General features: G+C 69.0%; 19 protein-coding genes. 12 read left to right on the forward strand and 7 right to left on the reverse strand.

Features of this window, described 5'->3' with window-relative positions:
- The first annotated feature begins 132 nt into the window (after positions 1 to 132).
- Positions 133 to 3,327, forward strand: coding sequence for a Tn3 family transposase (locus QP089_RS02720; RefSeq protein ID WP_285909558.1), 3,195 nt, complete (start codon positions 133 to 135; stop codon positions 3,325 to 3,327).
- Between the two features lie 282 nt (positions 3,328 to 3,609).
- On the opposite strand, the gene QP089_RS48700 is transcribed toward QP089_RS02720, so the two are convergent.
- The 4 genes from QP089_RS48700 to QP089_RS02735 all read right to left on the reverse strand — a co-directional run bounded on the left by QP089_RS48700 (position 3,610) and on the right by QP089_RS02735 (position 6,706).
- Complete coding sequence (locus tag QP089_RS48700) at positions 3,610 to 3,882, reverse strand: PASTA domain-containing protein (RefSeq protein ID WP_353070433.1); 273 nt, start codon at positions 3,880 to 3,882, stop codon at positions 3,610 to 3,612.
- Between the two features lie 61 nt (positions 3,883 to 3,943).
- Positions 3,944 to 4,597, reverse strand: coding sequence for a hypothetical protein (locus tag QP089_RS02725; protein WP_285909559.1), 654 nt, complete (start codon positions 4,595 to 4,597; stop codon positions 3,944 to 3,946).
- 18 nt (positions 4,598 to 4,615) lie between these two features.
- Complete coding sequence (locus QP089_RS02730) at positions 4,616 to 5,056, reverse strand: peptidoglycan-binding domain-containing protein (RefSeq protein WP_285909560.1); 441 nt, start codon at positions 5,054 to 5,056, stop codon at positions 4,616 to 4,618.
- A gap of 711 nt (positions 5,057 to 5,767) precedes the next feature.
- Complete coding sequence (locus QP089_RS02735; RefSeq protein WP_285909561.1) at positions 5,768 to 6,706, reverse strand: tyrosine-type recombinase/integrase; 939 nt, start codon at positions 6,704 to 6,706, stop codon at positions 5,768 to 5,770.
- Between the two features lie 231 nt (positions 6,707 to 6,937).
- Here QP089_RS02735 and QP089_RS02740 point away from each other — a divergent pair, with 231 nt between their 5' ends.
- Positions 6,938 to 7,390 carry a hypothetical protein gene (locus QP089_RS02740; RefSeq protein ID WP_285909562.1) on the forward strand — a complete coding sequence of 151 codons (453 nt, stop codon included), beginning with the start codon at positions 6,938 to 6,940 and terminating at the stop codon, positions 7,388 to 7,390.
- A gap of 107 nt (positions 7,391 to 7,497) precedes the next feature.
- On the opposite strand, the gene QP089_RS02745 is transcribed toward QP089_RS02740, so the two are convergent.
- Together QP089_RS02745 and QP089_RS02750 are read right to left on the reverse strand one after the other, a co-directional pair.
- A complete protein-coding gene (locus QP089_RS02745; protein ID WP_285909563.1) occupies positions 7,498 to 7,632 on the reverse strand; it encodes a hypothetical protein in 135 nt (44 codons plus the stop codon).
- 110 nt (positions 7,633 to 7,742) lie between these two features.
- Positions 7,743 to 7,901, reverse strand: a complete 159-nt coding sequence (locus QP089_RS02750; protein ID WP_285909564.1) for a hypothetical protein — start codon at positions 7,899 to 7,901, stop codon at positions 7,743 to 7,745.
- Positions 7,902 to 8,155: 254 nt separating this feature from the next.
- Between QP089_RS02750 and QP089_RS02755 the strand changes: the two genes are divergently transcribed.
- Genes QP089_RS02755 through QP089_RS02775 form a run of 5 tightly spaced genes read left to right on the forward strand, consistent with a single transcriptional unit; the run spans position 8,156 to position 11,152 of the window.
- Positions 8,156 to 9,007 (forward strand): hypothetical protein, encoded by an 852-nt coding sequence (locus QP089_RS02755; RefSeq protein WP_285909565.1) that lies wholly within the window; start codon positions 8,156 to 8,158, stop codon positions 9,005 to 9,007.
- A complete protein-coding gene (locus QP089_RS02760) occupies positions 9,004 to 9,594 on the forward strand; it encodes a bifunctional DNA primase/polymerase (RefSeq protein WP_285909566.1) in 591 nt (196 codons plus the stop codon). The genes QP089_RS02755 and QP089_RS02760 overlap by 4 nt, the downstream gene beginning before the upstream one ends.
- Positions 9,591 to 10,190, forward strand: coding sequence for a hypothetical protein (locus QP089_RS02765; RefSeq protein ID WP_285909567.1), 600 nt, complete (start codon positions 9,591 to 9,593; stop codon positions 10,188 to 10,190). The genes QP089_RS02760 and QP089_RS02765 overlap by 4 nt, the downstream gene beginning before the upstream one ends.
- Before the next feature lie 15 nt (positions 10,191 to 10,205).
- The gene (locus QP089_RS02770) at positions 10,206 to 10,709 is read left to right on the forward strand and encodes a hypothetical protein (RefSeq protein ID WP_285909568.1); all 504 of its coding nucleotides are present in this window, start codon (positions 10,206 to 10,208) and stop codon (positions 10,707 to 10,709) included.
- 44 nt (positions 10,710 to 10,753) lie between these two features.
- Entirely contained in the window at positions 10,754 to 11,152 is a 399-nt protein-coding gene (locus QP089_RS02775) for a hypothetical protein (RefSeq protein ID WP_285909569.1), read from the forward strand.
- Here the strand turns inward: QP089_RS02775 and QP089_RS02780 are convergent.
- Entirely contained in the window at positions 11,137 to 11,454 is a 318-nt protein-coding gene (locus QP089_RS02780) for a hypothetical protein (protein WP_285909570.1), read from the reverse strand. The two genes, QP089_RS02775 and QP089_RS02780, sit on opposite strands and share 16 nt — an antisense overlap.
- Before the next feature lie 140 nt (positions 11,455 to 11,594).
- Here QP089_RS02780 and QP089_RS02785 point away from each other — a divergent pair, with 140 nt between their 5' ends.
- The 5 genes from QP089_RS02785 to QP089_RS02805 all read left to right on the forward strand — a co-directional run bounded on the left by QP089_RS02785 (position 11,595) and on the right by QP089_RS02805 (position 18,889).
- The gene (locus QP089_RS02785; RefSeq protein ID WP_285909571.1) at positions 11,595 to 12,413 is read left to right on the forward strand and encodes a TnsA-like heteromeric transposase endonuclease subunit; all 819 of its coding nucleotides are present in this window, start codon (positions 11,595 to 11,597) and stop codon (positions 12,411 to 12,413) included.
- Positions 12,410 to 14,833, forward strand: coding sequence for a transposase (locus tag QP089_RS02790; RefSeq protein ID WP_285909572.1), 2,424 nt, complete (start codon positions 12,410 to 12,412; stop codon positions 14,831 to 14,833). Before QP089_RS02785 ends, QP089_RS02790 begins: the two co-directional genes overlap by 4 nt.
- Positions 14,830 to 16,119 carry an AAA family ATPase gene (locus tag QP089_RS02795; protein WP_285909573.1) on the forward strand — a complete coding sequence of 430 codons (1,290 nt, stop codon included), beginning with the start codon at positions 14,830 to 14,832 and terminating at the stop codon, positions 16,117 to 16,119. Before QP089_RS02790 ends, QP089_RS02795 begins: the two co-directional genes overlap by 4 nt.
- Entirely contained in the window at positions 16,116 to 18,140 is a 2,025-nt protein-coding gene (locus QP089_RS02800) for a TniQ family protein (RefSeq protein WP_285909575.1), read from the forward strand. Before QP089_RS02795 ends, QP089_RS02800 begins: the two co-directional genes overlap by 4 nt.
- A gap of 416 nt (positions 18,141 to 18,556) precedes the next feature.
- A complete protein-coding gene (locus QP089_RS02805) occupies positions 18,557 to 18,889 on the forward strand; it encodes a hypothetical protein (RefSeq protein WP_285909576.1) in 333 nt (110 codons plus the stop codon).
- Positions 18,890 to 18,928: the final 39 nt, after the last annotated feature.

The raw sequence follows: 18,928 nt of genomic DNA on the forward strand, positions 1-18,928 counted from the left end.
TTTGGTCTCGTTCGCCTGCGCTGGGTGTAGTTGCGTGGCTACGGTGTGGCGCGTCCGTTGATGTCGCGGGTGGCGGGAGTCGCTGGTGATGGGTGGGTTCGGGCTGGGCTCTGGTCGCTGGCTGGTGCGGCGGTGACGACGGCGGAGCGGACGGCGTATCCGGTGTTCAAGCCGCTGGTGATGGCCAAGGAACTGCATGTGTTCTTCACGCCGACGCCGGATGAGGCGGTGTGGGCGCGGGAGCGGACTGATAGCGATGAGCATCTGCTGGCGTTGACGCTGGCGCTGAAGTGCTTCCAGAAGATGGCGCGGTTCCCCAAGGCGCGGGAGGTTCCGCCGGCGGTGACCGAGCATGTGCGTCGGTGCCTGGAGTTGGGCGAGGACGTCGAGCCGGTGTACGCGGCGCCGCGTACGGCGCAGTCGCATCGGGTGCTGGTGCGGCGCTATGTGGGGGTGACGTACGCGCCGGGCAAGGTCCGCAAGATCGCGGGCAAGGCGATGTATGAAGCGGCGTGGGTGAAGAACGATCCGGCGGACCTGATCAACGCGGCGTTGGAGCGGCTGGTGCAGGCGTCGCTGGAGCTGCCGGCGTTCTCGACGCTGGATGCGATGGAGTCCAAGGTCCGCGGTGAGGTGAACTCCTCGATCTTCAAGAAGATCTGGATCCGGCTGGGCCGGGACGCGCGGGCGCGGCTTCAGGCACTGCTGGTGGTGGGGCCGGGCGGCAAGAGCGATCTGCAGCGGCTCAAGCAGGCGGCGGGGCGGGCGACCTGGTCGAAGTTCAAGGGCCAGGCCGCGCATCTGGAGTGGACGAACGGATTGGGTGACATGGCGGCGGTGCTGGAGGGCATCGCCGCCTCCAAGATCGCCGATTTCGCCGGGGAGGCGCACGCCGCGGACGCCGATGTGCTGGCCCGCAGCTATTCGAGCGAGGTCAAGCGGCTGGCGCTGCTGGCCTGCCTGGTCTACACCGCCCAGGCGCGGGCCCGCGACGATCTGGCGCAGATGATGTGCAAGCGGATGGCCGTCAATGTGAACAAGGCCAAGCGGCGGCTGGCGGAGATCCATGATCGGCAGCGGGCGGTGACCGAGCAGCTGATCGGCACGTATCGGCAGGTGCTGCAGGGGCTGGCGCCGACCGGGGCGGCGGGGGTGGCGCAGGCGGCTGCCGCGCAGATGCTGTTGTCGGTGCTGTCGACGATGGCCGGTCCCGGCGCGGATGGCGGGGACGCTGATGAAACCGCTGATGGGGCTGGCGCCCCGGCGGCCGGGCCGGCCGGTGATCTAGCGGCTGTGGTGGAGGCGCTGCTGAACGCGGTGCGGGTGCAGGCCGCCGGCATGGGGGCGGTGTGCCAGGTGGTGGAGGAGGCGGGCGGCTTCAACGACCAGCTGGAGGCGATCGAGGAGGTGACGGCCTACCGCGGCGACAACCACGAGCTGCTGATCGGCCAGTACTTCAAGTCCGATCGGCCGACCATGCTCGCGCTGGCCGGCCGGCTGGAGTTCGAGGCGACCTCCGAGGACCACAGCGTCCTGGACGCGCTGGACCACGCCTTGGCGTACTGGAGCAAGAAGCGGGACTTCATCCCCGATCACGTCGACGGGGTTCCGCTGGATCTGTCGTTTGTGTCGGTGAACTGGCGGCGGGCGATCCGGGACCGCAAGCACCCCGGCATGCTGGTCAAACGGCACTTCGAGGCGATGGTGTTCACCTATCTGGCCGAGGAGTTGCGCACCGGCGATGTCGCGGTCGCCGGCGGCGCCGAGTACGGCGACTGGAGCCAGCACCTGCTGTCGTTCGAGGAGTGCCGGGCGCTGCTGCCGGTCTTCTGCGAGGAGGCGGGGCTGCCCTCCGACGCGCACGGGTTCGTGGCGGAGTTGAAACAGCGGCACGCGGCCGCGGCGGCGAGCCTGGACGCCGGGTACCACGACAACGAGGACCTGTCGTTCGACGATGACGGCGTCCCGACGCTGAAGAAGCTGGTCGGGGTCGGCACCACGGCGACGGCGGTGAAGCTGGGCGAGGAGATCAAGGCGCGGCTGCCCGAGCGGACGCTGATCCAGATCCTGTCGCGTACCGCGTACTGGCTGGGCTGGTGGCGGCACTTCGGCCCGGCCTCGGGCAAGGAGCCCAAGCTGAAGAAGCCGCAGGACCGGTACGTGCTCACGACGTTCGCGTGCGGGTCGAACATGGGCCCCTACGAGGCGGCCCGGCATATCGCCGGGATCACCGCGCACGAGATCTCCCTGGCCCGCAACCGGCACGTCACCCTGGCCAAGTTGAACAAGGCGATCGCCGAGGTGGTCAACGCGTTCGCGCAGCTGGACGTGGTGCGGGCGTGGGGCGATGGCGGCAGCGTGGGCACCGACGGCACCCAGGTCGACACCTACATCGACAACCTGGTCGCCGAGAGCCACATCCGGTACGGGGGCTTCGGCGGGATCGCCTACCACTACGTGTCGGACAACTACATCGCGATCTTCTCGCGCTTCGTGCCGTGCGGGGCGTGGGAGGCGATCTACATCATCGACGGGCTGCTGGCCAACGCCTCCGAGCTCAAGCCCCGTACCGTCCATGCCGATACCCAGGGGCAGAGCTTCCCGGTCTTCACCCTCGCACATCTGTTCGGGTTCGACCTGATGCCGCGGATCCGGAACTGGAAGGGCCTGACCTACTTCCAGCACTCGGGGGAGGCCCGCTACCAGCACATCGGGGCGTTGTTCGCCGACGGGTCGGGCCGTGCGAACGTGATCGACTGGAAGCTGATCGAGAAGATGTGGCCGGACCTGATGCGGGTGGCGATCTCCATCCGCGAGGGCCGGCTCAACTCGGTCACGCTGCTGCGGCGGCTGGGGTCGGGCTCGCGCCGCAACGAGATCTACCGGGCGTTCCGCGAGGTGGGCCGCAGCGTCCGCACCGTGGCGTTGCTGCGGTACCTGGCAGACCCGGCGCTGCGGCGGCGGGTCACCGCGGTGACCAACAAGGTCGAGGCCTACAACGGGTTCGCCGCATGGCTGCGGTTCGGCAACGGCGGCGTCATCAACCGCAACGACCCGGCAGAGCAGGAGAAGACCATCAAGTTCAACTCGCTGCTGGCCAACTGCGTCATCTTCCACACCGCGCTGGACATGACCGAGATCATCCGCCAGCTCATCGCCGAGGGCTGGGAGATCTCAGCTGAGGACATCGCCCAGCTGTCGCCCTACCTCACCGAGCACATCGCCCGGTTCGGCCTGTACGCCACCGACGTCCTGCAGTTGCGCCCCAAAGCCTTCGACGCCCAACTCGCCGACGTCGACTTCGACACCCTGCAAGAAGCCGCGTAGCCGCAGGCATCCCCGGTCCACGGGGAGGTTCACGCTGCCCACGCGGGGCCGGGACCGGGGTACCCCGCGGCGCCCCTTGCGCCAGTGATGGCTCCTGTCCGTGCCGGGGATCCGGTCGGCGCAGAACCGCCGGGGGTGAGCCCAGGTCGACGTCGCGCCCGGTGGGGGGTGACGGGTGACCAGGACCGGATGCGAGCGAAGGCGATGAAGTCGCGGGTGAGGCGGGCGCAGCCTTCCAGCGGCATGAGTTGCCGGCGCCGTGGCGCCGCTCCAGTTCTGGCCTCAGCCATCAGCTCTATCTGGATCACTGACCGTGAGTTCTATGGCCGACCCGGCCGGTGCGCGGTGTCCAGGGTGGGGTCGTTGGGCAATCACGCGGTCGGAGCCGCTGGTGACGTCAGTCACCTCAAGCGGTGAGGTGAAAGCGGGAGTGAAGCCGGCCCGGCGTACGGTCTCGGCAGCGTCGCTGGCCGTCATCGCGAGTACCGAGGGCACAGTGGCCATGCCTCGCCGCGTCATGTATTCGTGGTCCCCCGATGGGTTCTGACTACGCATGTGCTTGCGGCTGTCCCGGGGAGGGGCGCGGCCGACTCGCCGGCGCCCCTCCGGTACGGCGTCAGTGCACAGCGACGCTGTCGAGCTTGGTCACCAGGCGTTGAAGGTTCGCCGCGGTGGGGAGCGGTTGGCCGTGTGGCCGGGTGGCACCGAAGGTGATCTGGAGTTGTCTGCCGTCAGGACGGACGGTGATCGCTTGGATGAGCACGGGGCTGCGGTCGATGATGACGTACTGGGTGCCGCTGGAGAGGGTGTGCACCTGAGTGGTCTTGTCGCCGCCGATGAACTCGATGGGGAGCGGCTCGGTGAGTTTCTGCGTGCTTGCGGCTAGGAATCCGCCGTTCTTGGCCTTCCAGGTGACGCTGCCGCCGGTTTGAGCTCCCGAGCCGATGTCCTGCGCGGCGTTGATGCGCGCGATGTAGGCGGCCAGCAGCGGGGCGAGTGCCTGCTGGAGCTTGTGTGAGGCGGGTCCGCGGTCGGTGACGTGGGGAGCGGCCTGGGCGCTCTTGCGCTGCGCGGTCGTCGGCGGGTGTTGGCGTTGGTAGTCGTTGGCGTGCAGGAACCAGTGCTTGGCCGGCTTCGCGGCGGCTGATCGGGCCGCGGGCCGGGCGTTGTCACCGTGGGATGCGAGAGCGGAACTGGCGATGCCTACCGTGGCGACGGAGAGGGCGGCGACCGCGGCAGCCGTGACGGGGGCCACGCGAGATCTGTTCATGGCTTGGGCCTCCTCGGGTCAGATGCACGGCGCCTTGGGGTTGGGGTAGTTGATCGTGCCGAACTCGAATCCTACTTCTCCGCAGCGGATCGACCAAGGGCCGAAGTGCCCATCGGTGCCTTTGTAGTTTGCCTTGAAGAAGCGGTTCGCGTCACCGGCGACGTTGTATGCCCAGAAATTGGATCCGGTGTAGCTGTAGTAAAGCACGTCACCGTAGTCGTACCAGGTGTTCGGCCCCACGATGCCGTCGGCGGTGCGGGAATGGTCGCTTTGCCATGCCTTGACGCCGGCCTTGGTGTTGGGGCCGTAGAGGCCGTCTCGGCCACCGTCGTTGTAGCCGAAGTCGTGGTTGATGACCTGGATTCCGGCGACGAACAGCGCGCCGGTGATGTAGTTGTCGCCGACCCAGCAGTTGGGTTTGAAGTCGTTCCGGGCGTTTCCGTTGGCGTCCCCGGGCACGGACGGCCCGTAGGAGTGGTCTCTGCAGCCGGACGGGTACAGTCGGCCGGTGTAGTTCGGGCGGGCATTCCCGCCCGGATCGAGGCGGACACTGGCGGTTGTGATGCGGTGGGGTGTGGAAGCGGTTGTCAGGCCGGACGCAGCCGGAGCCCCCGCTGCGATGGCGCAGGCAGCCGCTGTGATGATGGTCGCGGCACGTAGCGATTGAGGCACAAAATGCTCCTTTCGCTCTTGACTGCCTAGGGAACAACGCTCAATAGAGCATGTCAATAATTGAGCGGACATGCATCCCGGTCGAGTTGTCACTCTGCGTGTCAAAGTGATCACCCAAAGGCCGGTAAGATGTCTTCACCGCCTTGCAGGTTGAAGCGTCCAATCAACTAAAAGGCGCTGGACATGTCCAACCATCCTGGTTATAGGGTCGTGTCGCGAAGGCATGAACCAGCAGTCGCGTCCGTGGTGCACGTGAACCACGAGGCGGAGTCGCCGCCATCTAAAGACACCGGTGGCCAAATACGGCCAAGCTCACCACAGCTGGGCCCGGGAGGCTAATCCCTGGATTTCTGTGGCGCACGACGAGCACGCACATCGTGGTTCGGATGCGGGACAAAAGTCTTCTTCTCATGGGCCCCGCGCGCCATGCCGCCTTGGGTGCTGTTGGGACGTTGAGCTTTGGGATGACGGCGAGGTTCCAGCGCTGATTATCGCTGGTCACCGTGAGCGTTCTCTGCGGCGGCGCGCGGAACGGATTTCGGCGTCGGCGACCTTGTCGTCAAGCAGGGTGTACAGCTGGGTGGTCTGGGTGCTGTAGTGGCCGAGGCGGCGGCGGACGGTCTCGATGGACACCCCGGCGTTGATGAGCTCGGTGGCGTGGGCGTGCCGGAGCTGGTGGATGTCGATGTCGACGCCGGCGGCGGCGCAGTAGGTCTCCCAGCGGTGGTGGGCGGCGTCGTAGGACAGCGCCCCGCCACGGCCGTTGATGGATGCGCGAAACAGCGGTCCGTGGGTGTAGCCCGAGCGGGTCAGGTAGAGCCGCAGCAGCGCGACGTGCCCCCGGTCGTCCAGCAGCACGGTGCGCACGGTGCCGCCCTTGCCGTGGATGCGCAGGTGTTCGTCGTCCAACCGCAGGTCCAGATCGTCGACGTCCAGCCCGCACACCTCGGCGGCGCGGGCCCCGCACACGTAGGCGGTCTCGAACAGCACCCGGTCACGGAGCCGGCCCAGGGGGAGGTCCTTGCGCGGCCGGCGGCTGCAGATCGCGCCGAGGACCTTGGCGATGTCGGCGGCCGGAGCGGGACGAGGTAGTGCCTTGGGGACCTTGATGGTGGCGATCCGGTCCATCGGGTTGGCGGCCAGCAGGTCGTGCCGCACCGCCCACTTGCAGAACGACGCCACCGCGGCCCGCTTGCGTTTGCGGGTGGAGGGTGTCAGCGCGGCGATCTCGGCCAGGTAGGCGCGGACCGGCGCTGCGGACAGCTGATCGACGTCGCCGTCGATGTGCGCGGCGAAGGCGACCAGGTCGCCCCGGTAGGCGCGGATCGTGTGCGGAGAGGCGCCGGCGTTGTCCAGGTCGGTCAGGAAGTCGTCCAGATGCCGGGTGAGCGGATGCTCTCGGCCGAGTTTCTCGATCAGAACCGGGTCGGCTCCCACAGGTCCTCCCACCCATCCGGCGAGTTGCCAGATAACCGTGAAACGAACGGCATACGCCGGACGCCGTCCGCCCAGCTCGCACTATTCAGATCGAAGCCATCTTGCCAGATAACGAGGGTTATCCCGCAACATAACCCGCCTGCCGGGCAGCGGACGGCGAACCTGACCGTCGAACAACCCGGCCGCAGCCGCGTGGATCAGCACCCCTCGACAGCCTTCAAGATCATCCCAGTGTGGGTTTTGGGCTTATGTGGGCTGGACCCCCTCATACTGCTGCATCGACTGATCGGGATCGAGTCGGAGCAGCCCGGTCACCGTCAGGTCGGCGGCGCCGAGGACGCCGAGGGAGACCGTGCCCCGCAGCAACCGGCCGCGGGCCTGCATCTGGGCGATGGGGTCTCCGGGCTGCGGCCGCGAGGAGGACCGGCCGGGTGCGGCCCGATCACCGTGCAGGAGCCGATCCCGGTCGGCCTGGCCGAGTTCAGGGTGACGTGCGGGGACGAACTACTGACTGACTGGCCGTTGACATTCAGGGTCGACTGCGGCCCGAAGCAGCCGTTGCGGCGGCGCGTCGTCCTGGTCGCTCGTGGGCCGGGCCTGGTCGTCGGCATCAGCCTTTCCGGTCATGGCGGTCATCCTCTCGTGCTGTTCTCGGAGCCTGGCATCCGATCGGAGGATCGCTGAGCATCTGCCGGGGCGGCTGCGGGGGATGGCCGGAGCCGTGAGCGGAGCCGCGGCCTGTCCACGGGGCTTGCTCAGCTGCGGGTTCCGGGTGGGATGTGGATCGGGGGTCAGCCGTCTTGTTGGGTTGGTCGCTCGGGGAGTCCGCTGAGGGTGGGGTGGTCGAGGATCCAGGTGTAGAGGATCTCGTGCAGGCGGCCGTCCCAGTGGCGGTCCAGGTGAAGGGCCGTGCATGGGCGTTCCAAGTCTTGATCCAGTTCTGCAGTGTGCTGGTCAGCTCGTCCAGGGAGCAGAACACCCCCGACCAGATCATCGACCGCATCTGCCGCTACTGCTCACGGATCTCCGGACCAGCTCAGTAGTCGGGCTGGCGCAGGGGGACGACGGCGTCGCGGAACCGGTCACGCACGGCCCGACCGTAGCCCGCCATCGTGATCGACAGGGGGAACCCGGCCCGTGGCGCGCGCCGGTCCACCTCCGCCATCCCGCCGCCTGGGTCAGAAACTATCAACATGGAAAGCTCCACCGACATCTCTGGACCGGCTGAACCACCCGATGTAGCATCGGCACCCGGTGGTACCGGTGGAGCGCCTACCGGTCCGAGCCAACGGCCACCCACGGGCCGATGGCGCCACGGAGAAGAAGTCTCAGACTCAGCGCCCCGGTGAAGCTCTCCCCCTTCTTTCCTGCTCGAACGTGCCCGCGGCAACGCACCGACGACGGTGTAGGGGCGGACGTGGGACGCCCGCCCGCCGGAGACGAGGCACCATGCCGACAGATACCCGAGCTCTCACCCGCGCCGCCCGTGACCGCGCCCGCCACACCGGCGAGCCGCACGGGGTCGCCCGCGCCGCCGTCCTCGCCGAGCGCGACCACACCGACGCCCCCGAGTTCGCGGCCGTTGAGGTCACCGCCGACGGGGACCGGCTCACCCTCACCCCGGCCGATGACGCCGGCGACGCGTTCACCGGCTGGCGCCGAGTCCTCCCGCTGCCCTCATCGCCGGGGCCGGTCGATGAGGATGTCGCGGACCGGATCCTGGCCGAGGCGCGCTGGGCGCGCCGCGAGAACTGGCCGGACACCACCCTCACCGTCGGCTCCACGGTCCGGCTCTGGCGCCAGGAATCGGTCCGGGCGGCCCGCGCCGTCCGGGAGGCCACCTTCTCCGGCGCGGAACCCGACCAGCCGTGCCGGTGCTCCACCTACCGGCTCACCGGCAACCCGTGCGACCACGGCGGACCTTGCCCCCGCCGCCAGGAGGAAGGCGAGGAACGGTGCGACGGCCGGGTCGTGCACGCCGACCGGTACCCCGGCAGCATCTTCACCGTCCACACCTGGGAAGACGTGTTCGCCTGCACCACCTGCGACGTCGCCTACGTCTCCGATGTCACCCTCCCCGATCTGCCGTTCGGTGAGCAGACGTCCGTCCCCTGCGGTGACGACCAGACCACCACCTCCACCCGCTTCTACGACGGGACCCGCCACCCGGCCAGCACCGACGCGTTCTGGGAAGAAGTCTGTGCGGAATGCGGCGCCAGCGGCGGATACCGCTGCAGCTGCGGTGACAACCGATGCACCGAGTGCGGCGCCGATGACGCCTACCCCTGCTCATGCGGGTGACCGGCCCGGAGACGGTCACAGGTGAGCCCGCGCCGGACCCGGGCCGCGCGCTGGCGCTGGGCTTGGCGGTGTTCGCGCTCCCACCCGGCGCCAAGCAGCCGCCGCCCGCCGGGTGGCAACGGGCAGCGACCCGCACCCCCGACCTGGCGTCCTGGCCGCCCGGCGCGAACATCGGCGTCGGCTGCTGGGCCTCGCAGATCGTGGTCCTCGACCTCGACGTGCCGGGCGACGGGCACCGTACTCGCGTCGACGGCGCCGAGAGCCTCGCCGCGGCGTGCGCCGCGCGCGGCCAGCCGTGGCCGCACACCCTCACCATCGCGACGCCATCCGGCGGCAGGCACCTGTACTTCCGGACCCCGCCCGGTGGTGTGGTGGTCGGGTCCACCTCCGGCGGCGTGAGCCCGCTCGGCGAGGGCATCGACACCCGCGGGCCCGGCGCCGGCGGCCGCGGCGGCTACGTCGTCGGCCCAGGCTCGATCGTCGCCGAGCGCGTCTACCAGGTCGAGCGAGACGCCCCCATGTCGGTGCTGCCGGACTGGATCACCGCCCTGCTCGCCCAGCACCGCGAGACCAGGAGGCCGCGATGACCATCATGACCGCGACGATCGCGCCGGGACTGACCGTCACCACCGCTCAGTACGAGGCGGCCGCGGCCGCGCTCACCGCGCATGCCCCCGACGTCAGCTTGACGTGGCGGGACTGGACAACCCCTCACCGGTGGGGCCTGGTGCCCGACGAGACCACCGGCCGCTGCTACAAGGCCGAGTTCACCCTGCAAGACCACCCGGCCGGACTGCTGCGACGCATCAACCTCTGGTTCGAGCCGGACGTGCGCGAAAAGGGCCGGCCCCGCCCGCACAGCCACCCGTGGCCGTTCACCGCACACGTACTGACCGGCGGCTACAGCGAGGACCGCTACATCCTTGACGGCGGCGTCCACCAGGAGCACGCCGAGCACCGGCCCGGCGGCACCAACGACCTCCCGCGGAACCTGTTCCACGAGGTCACCGAGCTGCACGAACCGGGTGCCACGCTCACCCTGATGGTGGCCTCCGCGCCCGGCGTCTGGGGCGGGTGGGGCTATCTGTGCCCGGACACCGGCCGCTACGACCCCTCACCGCCGCCGAGCGATGCCTTCACGCGGGCGTGGCGGGACCTCAACCCGCACCGGGCCGAAGGCTGAAGGGCCGAGAGCGCGATGTTCATGTTCTTCGACTTCCCCGACCCCGACGACCGGCTGCTCCATCCGCACCTGGACTACGACGGCCCGGTCCCCTTTGTCGAGGCGCTGGCGTTCTGGGGCCGTGCGGTCGCGACCGGCGCGGTCCCCCGCCCCTACGCCGTCGACGTGGTGGCTGCCCACGGGATGCTGGCCTCCATCCCCGACCCCGGCGACCGCCACGACCAAGCCGACAGCGATGTCGAGTACTGGCTGGAGGAGCTGCAAGATCTGATCGGAGAGGCCGGCTACTTCCTCCAACGCCTCACTGACGAACAGGAACGCGATCAGCATGCCCGCCGCACACAGATCCTGCTGGACCGCCTCGGCGTCCCGCGTGACGCCCCGGACCACCCGTCGGTGACGGCGCTGATGCGCAGGATCGATGAACACCACCTGGTGTGCGCGTTCAGCGAGGCGTTCGGCGACATCATGTTCGGCGCGACCGCCACCGACCCCTTCGACCAGGAAGAGCCGCGGTGACCCGGCAGCCACACCGGCCACCGGTGCGACCGCGGGTGCGCCCGGTGACGGTCCGGCTGTCGGGTGACGACACCGACGTGCGCCTGGTGGCCGAGCTGCTCGCCGGGCACCTGGCCATCGTCACCGCCGACCGCGTCCAGGTCGGCGAGCCGTCGCCCGCCTACCCCAACCGCCGCGGCGGCGGCAGCCCGGGACAGGCGGAGCAGTGTCGTCCGAAAGCCGGCGGCTTCGCGGAACTCGCGAAGCGAAAGAGCGTGAACAGATCACCTAGATCTGGGGCCAGAGCCTGTCACTGCACCTCGTCGCAACGCTTCACATGCTGTGATGACGTCCATGACGAATCAGCCGAGATCGGAGGATTACACCAGGCCGCCGGGCCGTCGCGGGCGTCGTCTTGCCGGTGCATCGATCGCATACGCGAGCGTCGTCAGGCTGCGGCGTAGTGAGCGCCTGGGCTGTACTGCACATCGGCTTCGCCGGGCTGGCCCTTGCGGTGGCCGCGTTCATCCTTCTCGCCGGAACGATAGGAGGCCAGTGCCTCTTCGTGGCGCTCACCCGCGGGCACCACGATGAGCTCTCTCGACTCGACCGGGTCGCCGATGTGGTCGTGGCTTGTCTGACCGCTCCGCCCCTGCTGGCCATGCTGATCCGCTTCCTTGGCTGTGACGCCCAGCGATGGTTGGCGGGTGATCTTTCTACGGACTCGCCTTTCCCGTGGATTTCCGGAGATCGTTGGCGAGTTCACCCAGGGCTCGTTGGCGAGGCCGGCGTGATGAATCTGCGACCTGCGAGACATACCACTGTCTTGACCGCTCAGTTACATATGATCACTGTGCGTTGTATTTCTTGGGTATGTCGTCTGCTGACGGGGTGGGTTGTGCAGGTGTGATCCGTTCGGATGAGTGTCGTTGGACGGATCTGCTTGCTGATCGGTACGTGGTGGCGGATCGCGACCGGCTGGTGCTGGATCAGAGGTCGGGCTGGGCCCGGCGGTGGCTGGTGACGTGGCGGGTGGCCGGTGGGCAGGTCGTGTGCCCGGTACGGGATATGGGCGGGTTCCCGTTGGCGGGGTGCGAACCGGTGCGGGCGTTCTCCTGGCGGACTACCCAGCGGCATCGACCGGGGTTGGCGTTCTTGGTGAGTACCGGTCGACACCACGGTTTCGAGAGCATCGCCGAGCAGCGGTTGCTGCTGGTGATGGACTTTGCCGCCGATGTGGTGGATGCGCTGTCTCAGCCGCTGCGGTTGCGGTTCTTCACTGCGGACGGTCCTGCGGAGCACGTTCCCGATTTCCTGGTCGTCGCCCGCGAGGCCGTGTGGCTGATCGATGTACGTCCTGCCGGCCGGGTCGGTGACGATGATCGGGTTCGGTTCGCCGCGTCGGCGGAGGCGGCGTTGGCCTGCGGGTGGCGGTACGTGGTGGTGTGCGGATGGCGGCCGCAGGTGTGGGCGTCGGTGGAGGCGTTGTCGGCGCAGCGCCGTGAGCTGACCGATCCGTTGGGGATCGCCGAGGAGCTGCTGGCGGCGGTGGCGGACGGTCCGGCGCCGTTGGCGCAGGTGGTGGCGGCGACGAGGTACCCGGCGCTGGGGCGGGCGCATCTGTTGCACCTGTTGTGGCGTCGCCGGTTGGGGACTGACCTGGCCAGGCCGTTGGGGGACCGGGCGCTGGTGTGGGCTGGGCGAGCGGGCGGGTGTTCGTTGTGAGCGGGCTGTTGGAGTTGGCCGAGGGCACAGCGGTGGTGGTGGCCGGGCAGGAGTGGGTGGTGAGTCTGCTGGAACCGCACACGGGCCGTGTCCGGCTGCGCCACCGGGATGGTGGTCTTGGCGGGGTGGGCTCGGCGGAGATGTCCACGACGATTGCGGCGTTGGTCAATCATCCGGACTGCCGTGCCTGTCCGCCGACGTCGGCGGGGTGGGACGCGGGCCGGGGTGTGCAGCCGGCCGGGTTGGAGGATTTGACCGATCATCAGCGTGCGGTGGTGCGGTTGCGGTTCGCGCATCTGATGGAGGTGGAGACCGGGTATCGCAGCGGTTCGGCGTTTGCCGCGCTGCCAGGGGAGCCGCGGCCCGGTTTCGATCCCGGATGCAGCACGCTGCAGGATCGGCGGCTGGCCAAGGTCGCCGAGTTGAGGGCGTTGGGTGAGCAGGAGGCTGCTCATCTGGGGTTGAACCGGGTGTCGCTGCGGACGTTGGAGCGGTGGGCGGCACGGTGCCGGCGGCTGGGGATGTTCGGCTGCGCGAACGGCAGCTGGGTGCGGCGGCGGGGCGGACATCCGAGCGTGGGCGAGGAGGTGCGGGAGGCGATCTTCGCCGTCCGGCAGGAGACGCTGCATCGCTCCCGGGTCAGCATGAAGACCCGGGAGCGGCTGATCCACCAGTACGTCCGGGAGCGGTTCGGGCCACAGGTGACGGTGCCGTGTGCCGAGACGCTCCGGTTGGTATGGCTGGAGTGGTTCGGGCGGGGCGGCGCCCGGCAGCGGTATGAGCGGTCGGCGGCCCAGGTGCGCTATTCCGGCGAGCACGTGGTGGTGCACCGGCCGGGGCAGGTGGTGGCGCTGGACACCACCCAGCTGGCGGTGCTGGTGCGTGAAGAGGTGTTCGGTGAACCGGCCGCGGTGACGTTGACGCTGGCGTTGGACGTGTACACCCATTCGCTGGTGGCGTTCCGGCTGACACTGGTGTCGGACACCGCGACGGACGTGGCGATGGTGCTGCGCGATGTGATGATGCCGTTGCCGCTGCGGGAGGGCTGGGGCGAGGAGATGGAGTGGCCCTATCCGGGCGTCCCGGCAGCAGTGGTGGCCGAGTTCGCCGGCCACCGGGTGGCCGGCTTGCCGTTCTTCACGCCCGAGACGGTGACCACCGACCACGGCGCGGTGTACAAGAACCACCAGCTGGTGGAGGTCCAGCGGGTGTTGGGCGCCAACATCCTTCCAGCGCGGGTGTTGCGGCCGGTCGACAAGGCCGCCTGCGAGCGGGCGTTCGCGGCGATCCAGTCGCTGCTGCTGGAAATGCTGCCGGGATTTCGCGGCGTCGATGTCGCCGACCGGGGCGCCGACCCCGAAGGCGATGCGGTGCTGACCATCACCGAGATGGAGCACCTGATCGCCACATGGATCGTGAAGGTGTGGCAGAACCGTGAGCTCGGCGAGCACGCGCCGGCGTGGGATCCGGGCGGGCGCAACAGCCCGAACACGCTGTTCACCGTCGCGATGGGCCAGGGCGGGTTCAGCATGCAGATCCCCGACCCGCAGCTGTTCTACCAGTTGCTGCCGGCGCACCGGTTGAAGATCCACGGCGGGCGCGGCGTGAAGGTGAAGGGGCTGTGGTACGACGGGCAGGCGCTTGATCCCTACCGGGACGGGCCGTCGCAGCGGGGCGGCAGGTTCGGCGGGAGCTGGGTGGTGCGCCGCGATCCGCGTGATCGCCGCTATGCCTATTTCCAGGATCCGGGTACCGGGCAGTGGCACACCCTGCGGTGGAACGGGCTCGCGCCGGACAGCGAGGTTCCCGCGTTCGGCGACGCCCGCGTCTCAGACCTGCTGCGCGCTGCCAAGGCGCGCGGACTGGCCCCGCGTTCGGACGCCGAGCTGCTGCCGCTGCTGCTGGAGCTGATCGGTGGCCACATTCCGGTCGCTTCGTGGCCGACCCAGATGTCCAAGTCCCAACGCCGAGCGCACGCCCGCGAGGCAGCGCAGAGCCGAGCGGCCGACAGCGACCGGCCCGCCGCATCCACACTGGCCGACGTCTCGGCCGGTGACCGAGTTGATGGTGACGGGGCTGGTGCTAACGGGGCTGTGGAGATACGGCGTGTCCGCCGGGACGTTCAGGCGGTGGAGGCGGTGGACGCCGACCGCAGGCGGCGGCGCGAGCAGGTGATGGCGGGTCGAAGGGTGACACCGCCGCCGCGGCTGGGAGAGACGCTGCGGCGCTCCAGCCCGTTTCGGTTGCCCGCCGGCGAGCACGACACCGGCGAGCACGACACCGGCGAGCACGACACCGGCGAGCACGACACCGGCGAGTGCGACGGCAGTGGTTCGGGTGTCAGCCGCGGCAGCGATCCGAGCGGCGATGGTGCCGTTGATCAGAAGTCTGGCCGAGGTGAAGGGCGGCAAGCCCGGTGAACGGCACCAGCGCCGGGCCCACGGGACCGGCCGGCGGTGATTCAGCCGGGTCGATGGCCTCGTTCCTGCCGCCCGCGGTGCTGCTCGACCGCGAATGCGCCGATGGGTGGAGGCGATGGCGGCTGACCCGCCACGATGCGCCGCCCGCGCCACGGTGGTCGCCCGCGCAGTATCAAGCGGCCAGCCCACGCAGCCGCAGCCTCTACGACCTGCACCGATGCGCCACCCACGCCAACCTGGCCGTCCAGGAAACGCCGATGAGCGCCGCGGTGGCACGGGTGGTGGCCTCCCGCATCCGCACCAACGCCCTCAAGCGCAAGCCCTCCACCCGCGCGGGGGTGATGGTCAACGGCGGCGGCTACCAGGGCAAGACCGAAACGGTCTGCGAGGTCGCGGCCCTGTTCGAGGAATGGTGGCTGGAGTTGCACCACCAGCTCAACCCCGACGCGCTGCCCGGCACCCGTGATCTGCACGCCCCCGTCGCCTACGTCCAGACCCCCGTCACCGCCACCCCCAAGAGCACCTGCGAGGCGGTCTTGGACTTCTACGGCGAGCCGCACAGGAACATGACGTTGCCGCAGCTGGTGCGGACCGTGAAAGCGGCCCTGCACGCGCACGGCACCAAAGCGCTGATCTTGGACGACATCACCCGGCTGAAGATGCACCGCGAGGCCGACCAGGACGTGCTGGACCTGATCCGCAGCCTGATGAGCATGTCGGTCACGCTAGTCCTGGTCGGGGTCGGCATTCCCCAGTCCGGGCTGTTGCGCGAGTCCCGCTACGACGCTCGCAGCGGCCAGTGGGTGTTCCCGCCGGCGCCGGGCCGGTTCGGCAGCCGCAACGACGCCGCCACCACCCAGACCGAGCGACGCTTCGACCTGATCGAGCTGGGCCCGTTCCGCTACGACACCGCCCCGCAGATCGACGCCTGGGTCCAGCATCTGGCCGGCATCGAAGACCAGCTTCGGCTGTTGAAGGCCGAGCCGGGCATGCTCACCGGCGCCGGCATGCCCGAGTACCTGTTTCGCCGCACCGACGGCATCGTCGGGCTGCTGGAACGCCTCATCGAGGACGGCTGCGGCCAGGCCATCGACAGCGGCGCGGAGCGTCTCACCGCAGGACTGCTCGACAGTGTGGCGATCAGCCTGGACTACCTGCCGGCCCGTGACCCCGCCGCCGGCGAGGTGCCCGCGATCCCCGCCCCACCCGCGCATGCGCCGCGCCGCAAACGCGCCCGCAACACCTCCTTCGACGACGGCGGCACATCAGCGGCCACGGGCCGATGACCACCGCAGCGGCCCCTCATACGGTCCGGCCGGGGGTCCCACCGCTGCCGCGCAGCCTGGCTCCGCTGCCAGGTGAGGAGATCAGCGGGTATCTCTTGCGGCTGGCTCACCGGCTGGAACAGACACCGCATCGGTTGGCCGAGCTCACCGGGCTGCAATCCGGCGGCGCGGCCTCGCTTCCGGTTCGGCTGCTGCTGCGCACCAGCACCGAAGAGACCGCCCGCTTCGCGCGGGCATGCTCGCTGACCTCCCGCGAAGCCGAAGCATTGTGCCTGGCGAGTCTGGCCGACCGTTATCCACCCGCCGACGTCGTTCTGCATCCCCTGCCCGGCGGCAGATCCGGACTGTGGATGCAACAGGCCGACAAGATCGCCTCGCTGGACCGCTGGGTGTTCACCCGGCCGGCCCGGTACTGCCCCGCATGCCTGGCCGGAGACACAAGCGAGCTGCAACAGCACCACGGCGGGCCATGGCAGAAGCTGTGGCGGCTGCCGCTGGTGTTCGCCTGCCCTCTGCACCGGTGCCTGCTGGCCACACGCTGTCCGGCCTGCCGGCAGCCGATCGGTGCCGCTGGTGCCGGCCTCATCAGCCAGCCCTGCCAGGTGCTGCATCCCGCCCAATGCCGGGCCCCCGCCGAAGCCGCGGGCGCCGCGCGCGCCGGTCGAGGACGGCTGCCGGCATGCGGGCACCGGCTCGACACCGCTGCCCCGCCGGTCATCGACGCCGCGTCGCTCACCCATGTCCTGGCCGTCCAAGATCGGCTCCTGACGCTGCTGTCGGCCGATGACCCGGCCATGACGTCCAGCATGGGCGTGCCCGTCCCTGTCGCCGAGTACGTCCTGGATCTGCGGCTGGTCGCCGGACTGATCCGCTGTACCTGGCCCGCGGCCGCTGCCCTGGCCGGCCCTGCCCCGGTAGCCGACGCGCTCGCCGACCACGTCGAGCAACGTCGCCGCCGCCAGTACCGGCCAAACGACCACGGCCATCACCGGACGGCGTTCTCCGTCATCTACGACGCCCCGCCCACCGACCCTCTCGCCAGCGCCGGGCTGTTCACCGCCGCCGAACGTATCCTCACCGGAGAGACGGGTGTTTGCGCCGACCGACTGGAACCGCTCCTGGCCGCCACCGCCGACACCGCCGCCTGGCGCGCTTTCGCCCACCGCGCATCGGCGACCTGCTCCCCGGCTCTGCGCGCCACGATCCAAACCCGGCTTGAGGCCCTGCACCGGCCGACACCGCGAGGCCACAACCTCAAAAGCGACAATACTCGCCGGAACGGCACCGACGCCCTGCGCGCCTACCACCGCCGCATGGGTCACCTGGTCGTCGTCCCGACTGGTGACTGCCGGTTCGACCACCGGCACATCCCTCAGCACATGACCGACGCGTGGTTCGATGAGTGCTTCCCGGATCTGACCGGGATCAGCCCGGTTCACCTGCGGCGCACCGCCGCGATCAGGCTGGTGCAGATGTCCACCGGCGGATCGCAGTTCCGCGCCGGCGAGCGATTGGGAATCACCCCCGGTCGCGTCATGTCCTCCACCGTTCCGGTCCGGGCATGGACGCAGGACCTCGACAACGATGCACGGTTCGCCGCGGCGATCGACGCCTTCGCCCGCGAACTCAACACCACCATCGACCCGATCGACTACAGCCACCGCCGCGCCGCCCTCCACAAATGGGAAATCCCCCCAGGAGACTGGCTCGACCTGCTCGCCCAACTCGTCGCGGCCCATCCGCACACCCACATCTCCTGGTGGCAGGACCGCAAGCGGCGCCTGGCCTCCGTGCTGGTCTGGGCCACGGTCACCCAAGGTGACCACCGCCTCGCCCCGCTCGTTCTAGTCGAACACCGCAAGGCCAACCACGGTAAGACCAACATGCTCAGGTTCGATCTCCAGCAGGCGCGCTACCGCGCCCGCAACGAGCCGGACAGCCCGACCGCCGCTCTCATCTCGTTGCTAGGCCCCTATTCCCAGCGCCTCGCCACGAAGATCGATCAGCATGATCGTCCATGAGCATGAGCGCCGGTCCGGCAGCGTCTCGGGCAGCCCGTGCGGCCGCGGCGCCACCGCCCCGTCCTCCTTCCCGTGCCCTTTACTCGTTGCAGCAGGCGCGAGCCCAACTCGCCACGCGCCAGCCCTCCGTCACCATCCCTGGGCCGGCTGACACGTCCGGCGGGCAGCCCCTTGGCGACTGTTCCGGTAACGACTGCCACACCGACGCGTGCTGGTCGACGTCGTAGCCAGAAGAATCATTGCGAACCGAGCGAACTGAGTCCCAAAACTAGCGCTTCCACGAGGAGGAGTACGGTCGTAAATGACCGCCACGGAACATGGATCCGCCTGCAATACTCCCCAGTCGTCAATGCATTCGCCGGCAGGTGCTTTTGGTGCTCCAGTCGAATTGATTCGAGTCGAGCAGCAGGGCGTCGATGGGTTCGATAACCCGCGATGTCGCCGAGCACAGATCCTCCGAAATGTATGGAACGGACGACTCGCCTGCCTTCATGTGGCCGCTTCCGCAGTTCGATCGCCAAGCCTCGATCAATAAAAATCTTCTCGATTTCGCGCCACGGTATGTCATGCATGTAGAAGACGTTCGGCACTCGGAGCAGGTTTTCCTTGGCTTGAAGTCTAGTTCCCCAGCAGAACATCCAGATGAACCAGTTTGGGATGGTGATGACCAATCCAGCGATCAAGCCGTTCTTGAAGCCGGGGGGATCGCTGACGATCAAGGGCAGGGTGAAGAGACTGAAGGCCAGTAGACCGACTGCGCCGCCGGCGGCGAGAAGCGGCCGGCCGAT

This window comes from Actinomadura opuntiae (assembly GCF_030283205.1).
Lineage (GTDB): Bacteria > Actinomycetota > Actinomycetes > Streptosporangiales > Streptosporangiaceae > Spirillospora.

Excerpts from the sequence above, each read along its gene's own strand:
- QP089_RS48700 (WP_353070433.1), bottom strand. The coding sequence starts at position 3,882 with ATGCGTAGTCAGAACCCATCGGGGGACCACGAATACATGACGCGGCGA.
- QP089_RS02725 (WP_285909559.1), bottom strand. The coding sequence starts at position 4,597 with ATGAACAGATCTCGCGTGGCCCCCGTCACGGCTGCCGCGGTCGCCGCC.
- QP089_RS02750 (WP_285909564.1), bottom strand. The coding sequence starts at position 7,901 with ATGTTGATAGTTTCTGACCCAGGCGGCGGGATGGCGGAGGTGGACCGG.
- QP089_RS02755 (WP_285909565.1), top strand. The coding sequence starts at position 8,156 with ATGCCGACAGATACCCGAGCTCTCACCCGCGCCGCCCGTGACCGCGCC.
- QP089_RS02765 (WP_285909567.1), top strand. The coding sequence starts at position 9,591 with ATGACCATCATGACCGCGACGATCGCGCCGGGACTGACCGTCACCACC.
- QP089_RS02770 (WP_285909568.1), top strand. The coding sequence starts at position 10,206 with ATGTTCATGTTCTTCGACTTCCCCGACCCCGACGACCGGCTGCTCCAT.
- QP089_RS02800 (WP_285909575.1), top strand. The coding sequence starts at position 16,116 with ATGACCACCGCAGCGGCCCCTCATACGGTCCGGCCGGGGGTCCCACCG.
- QP089_RS02805 (WP_285909576.1), top strand. The coding sequence starts at position 18,557 with ATGGGTTCGATAACCCGCGATGTCGCCGAGCACAGATCCTCCGAAATG.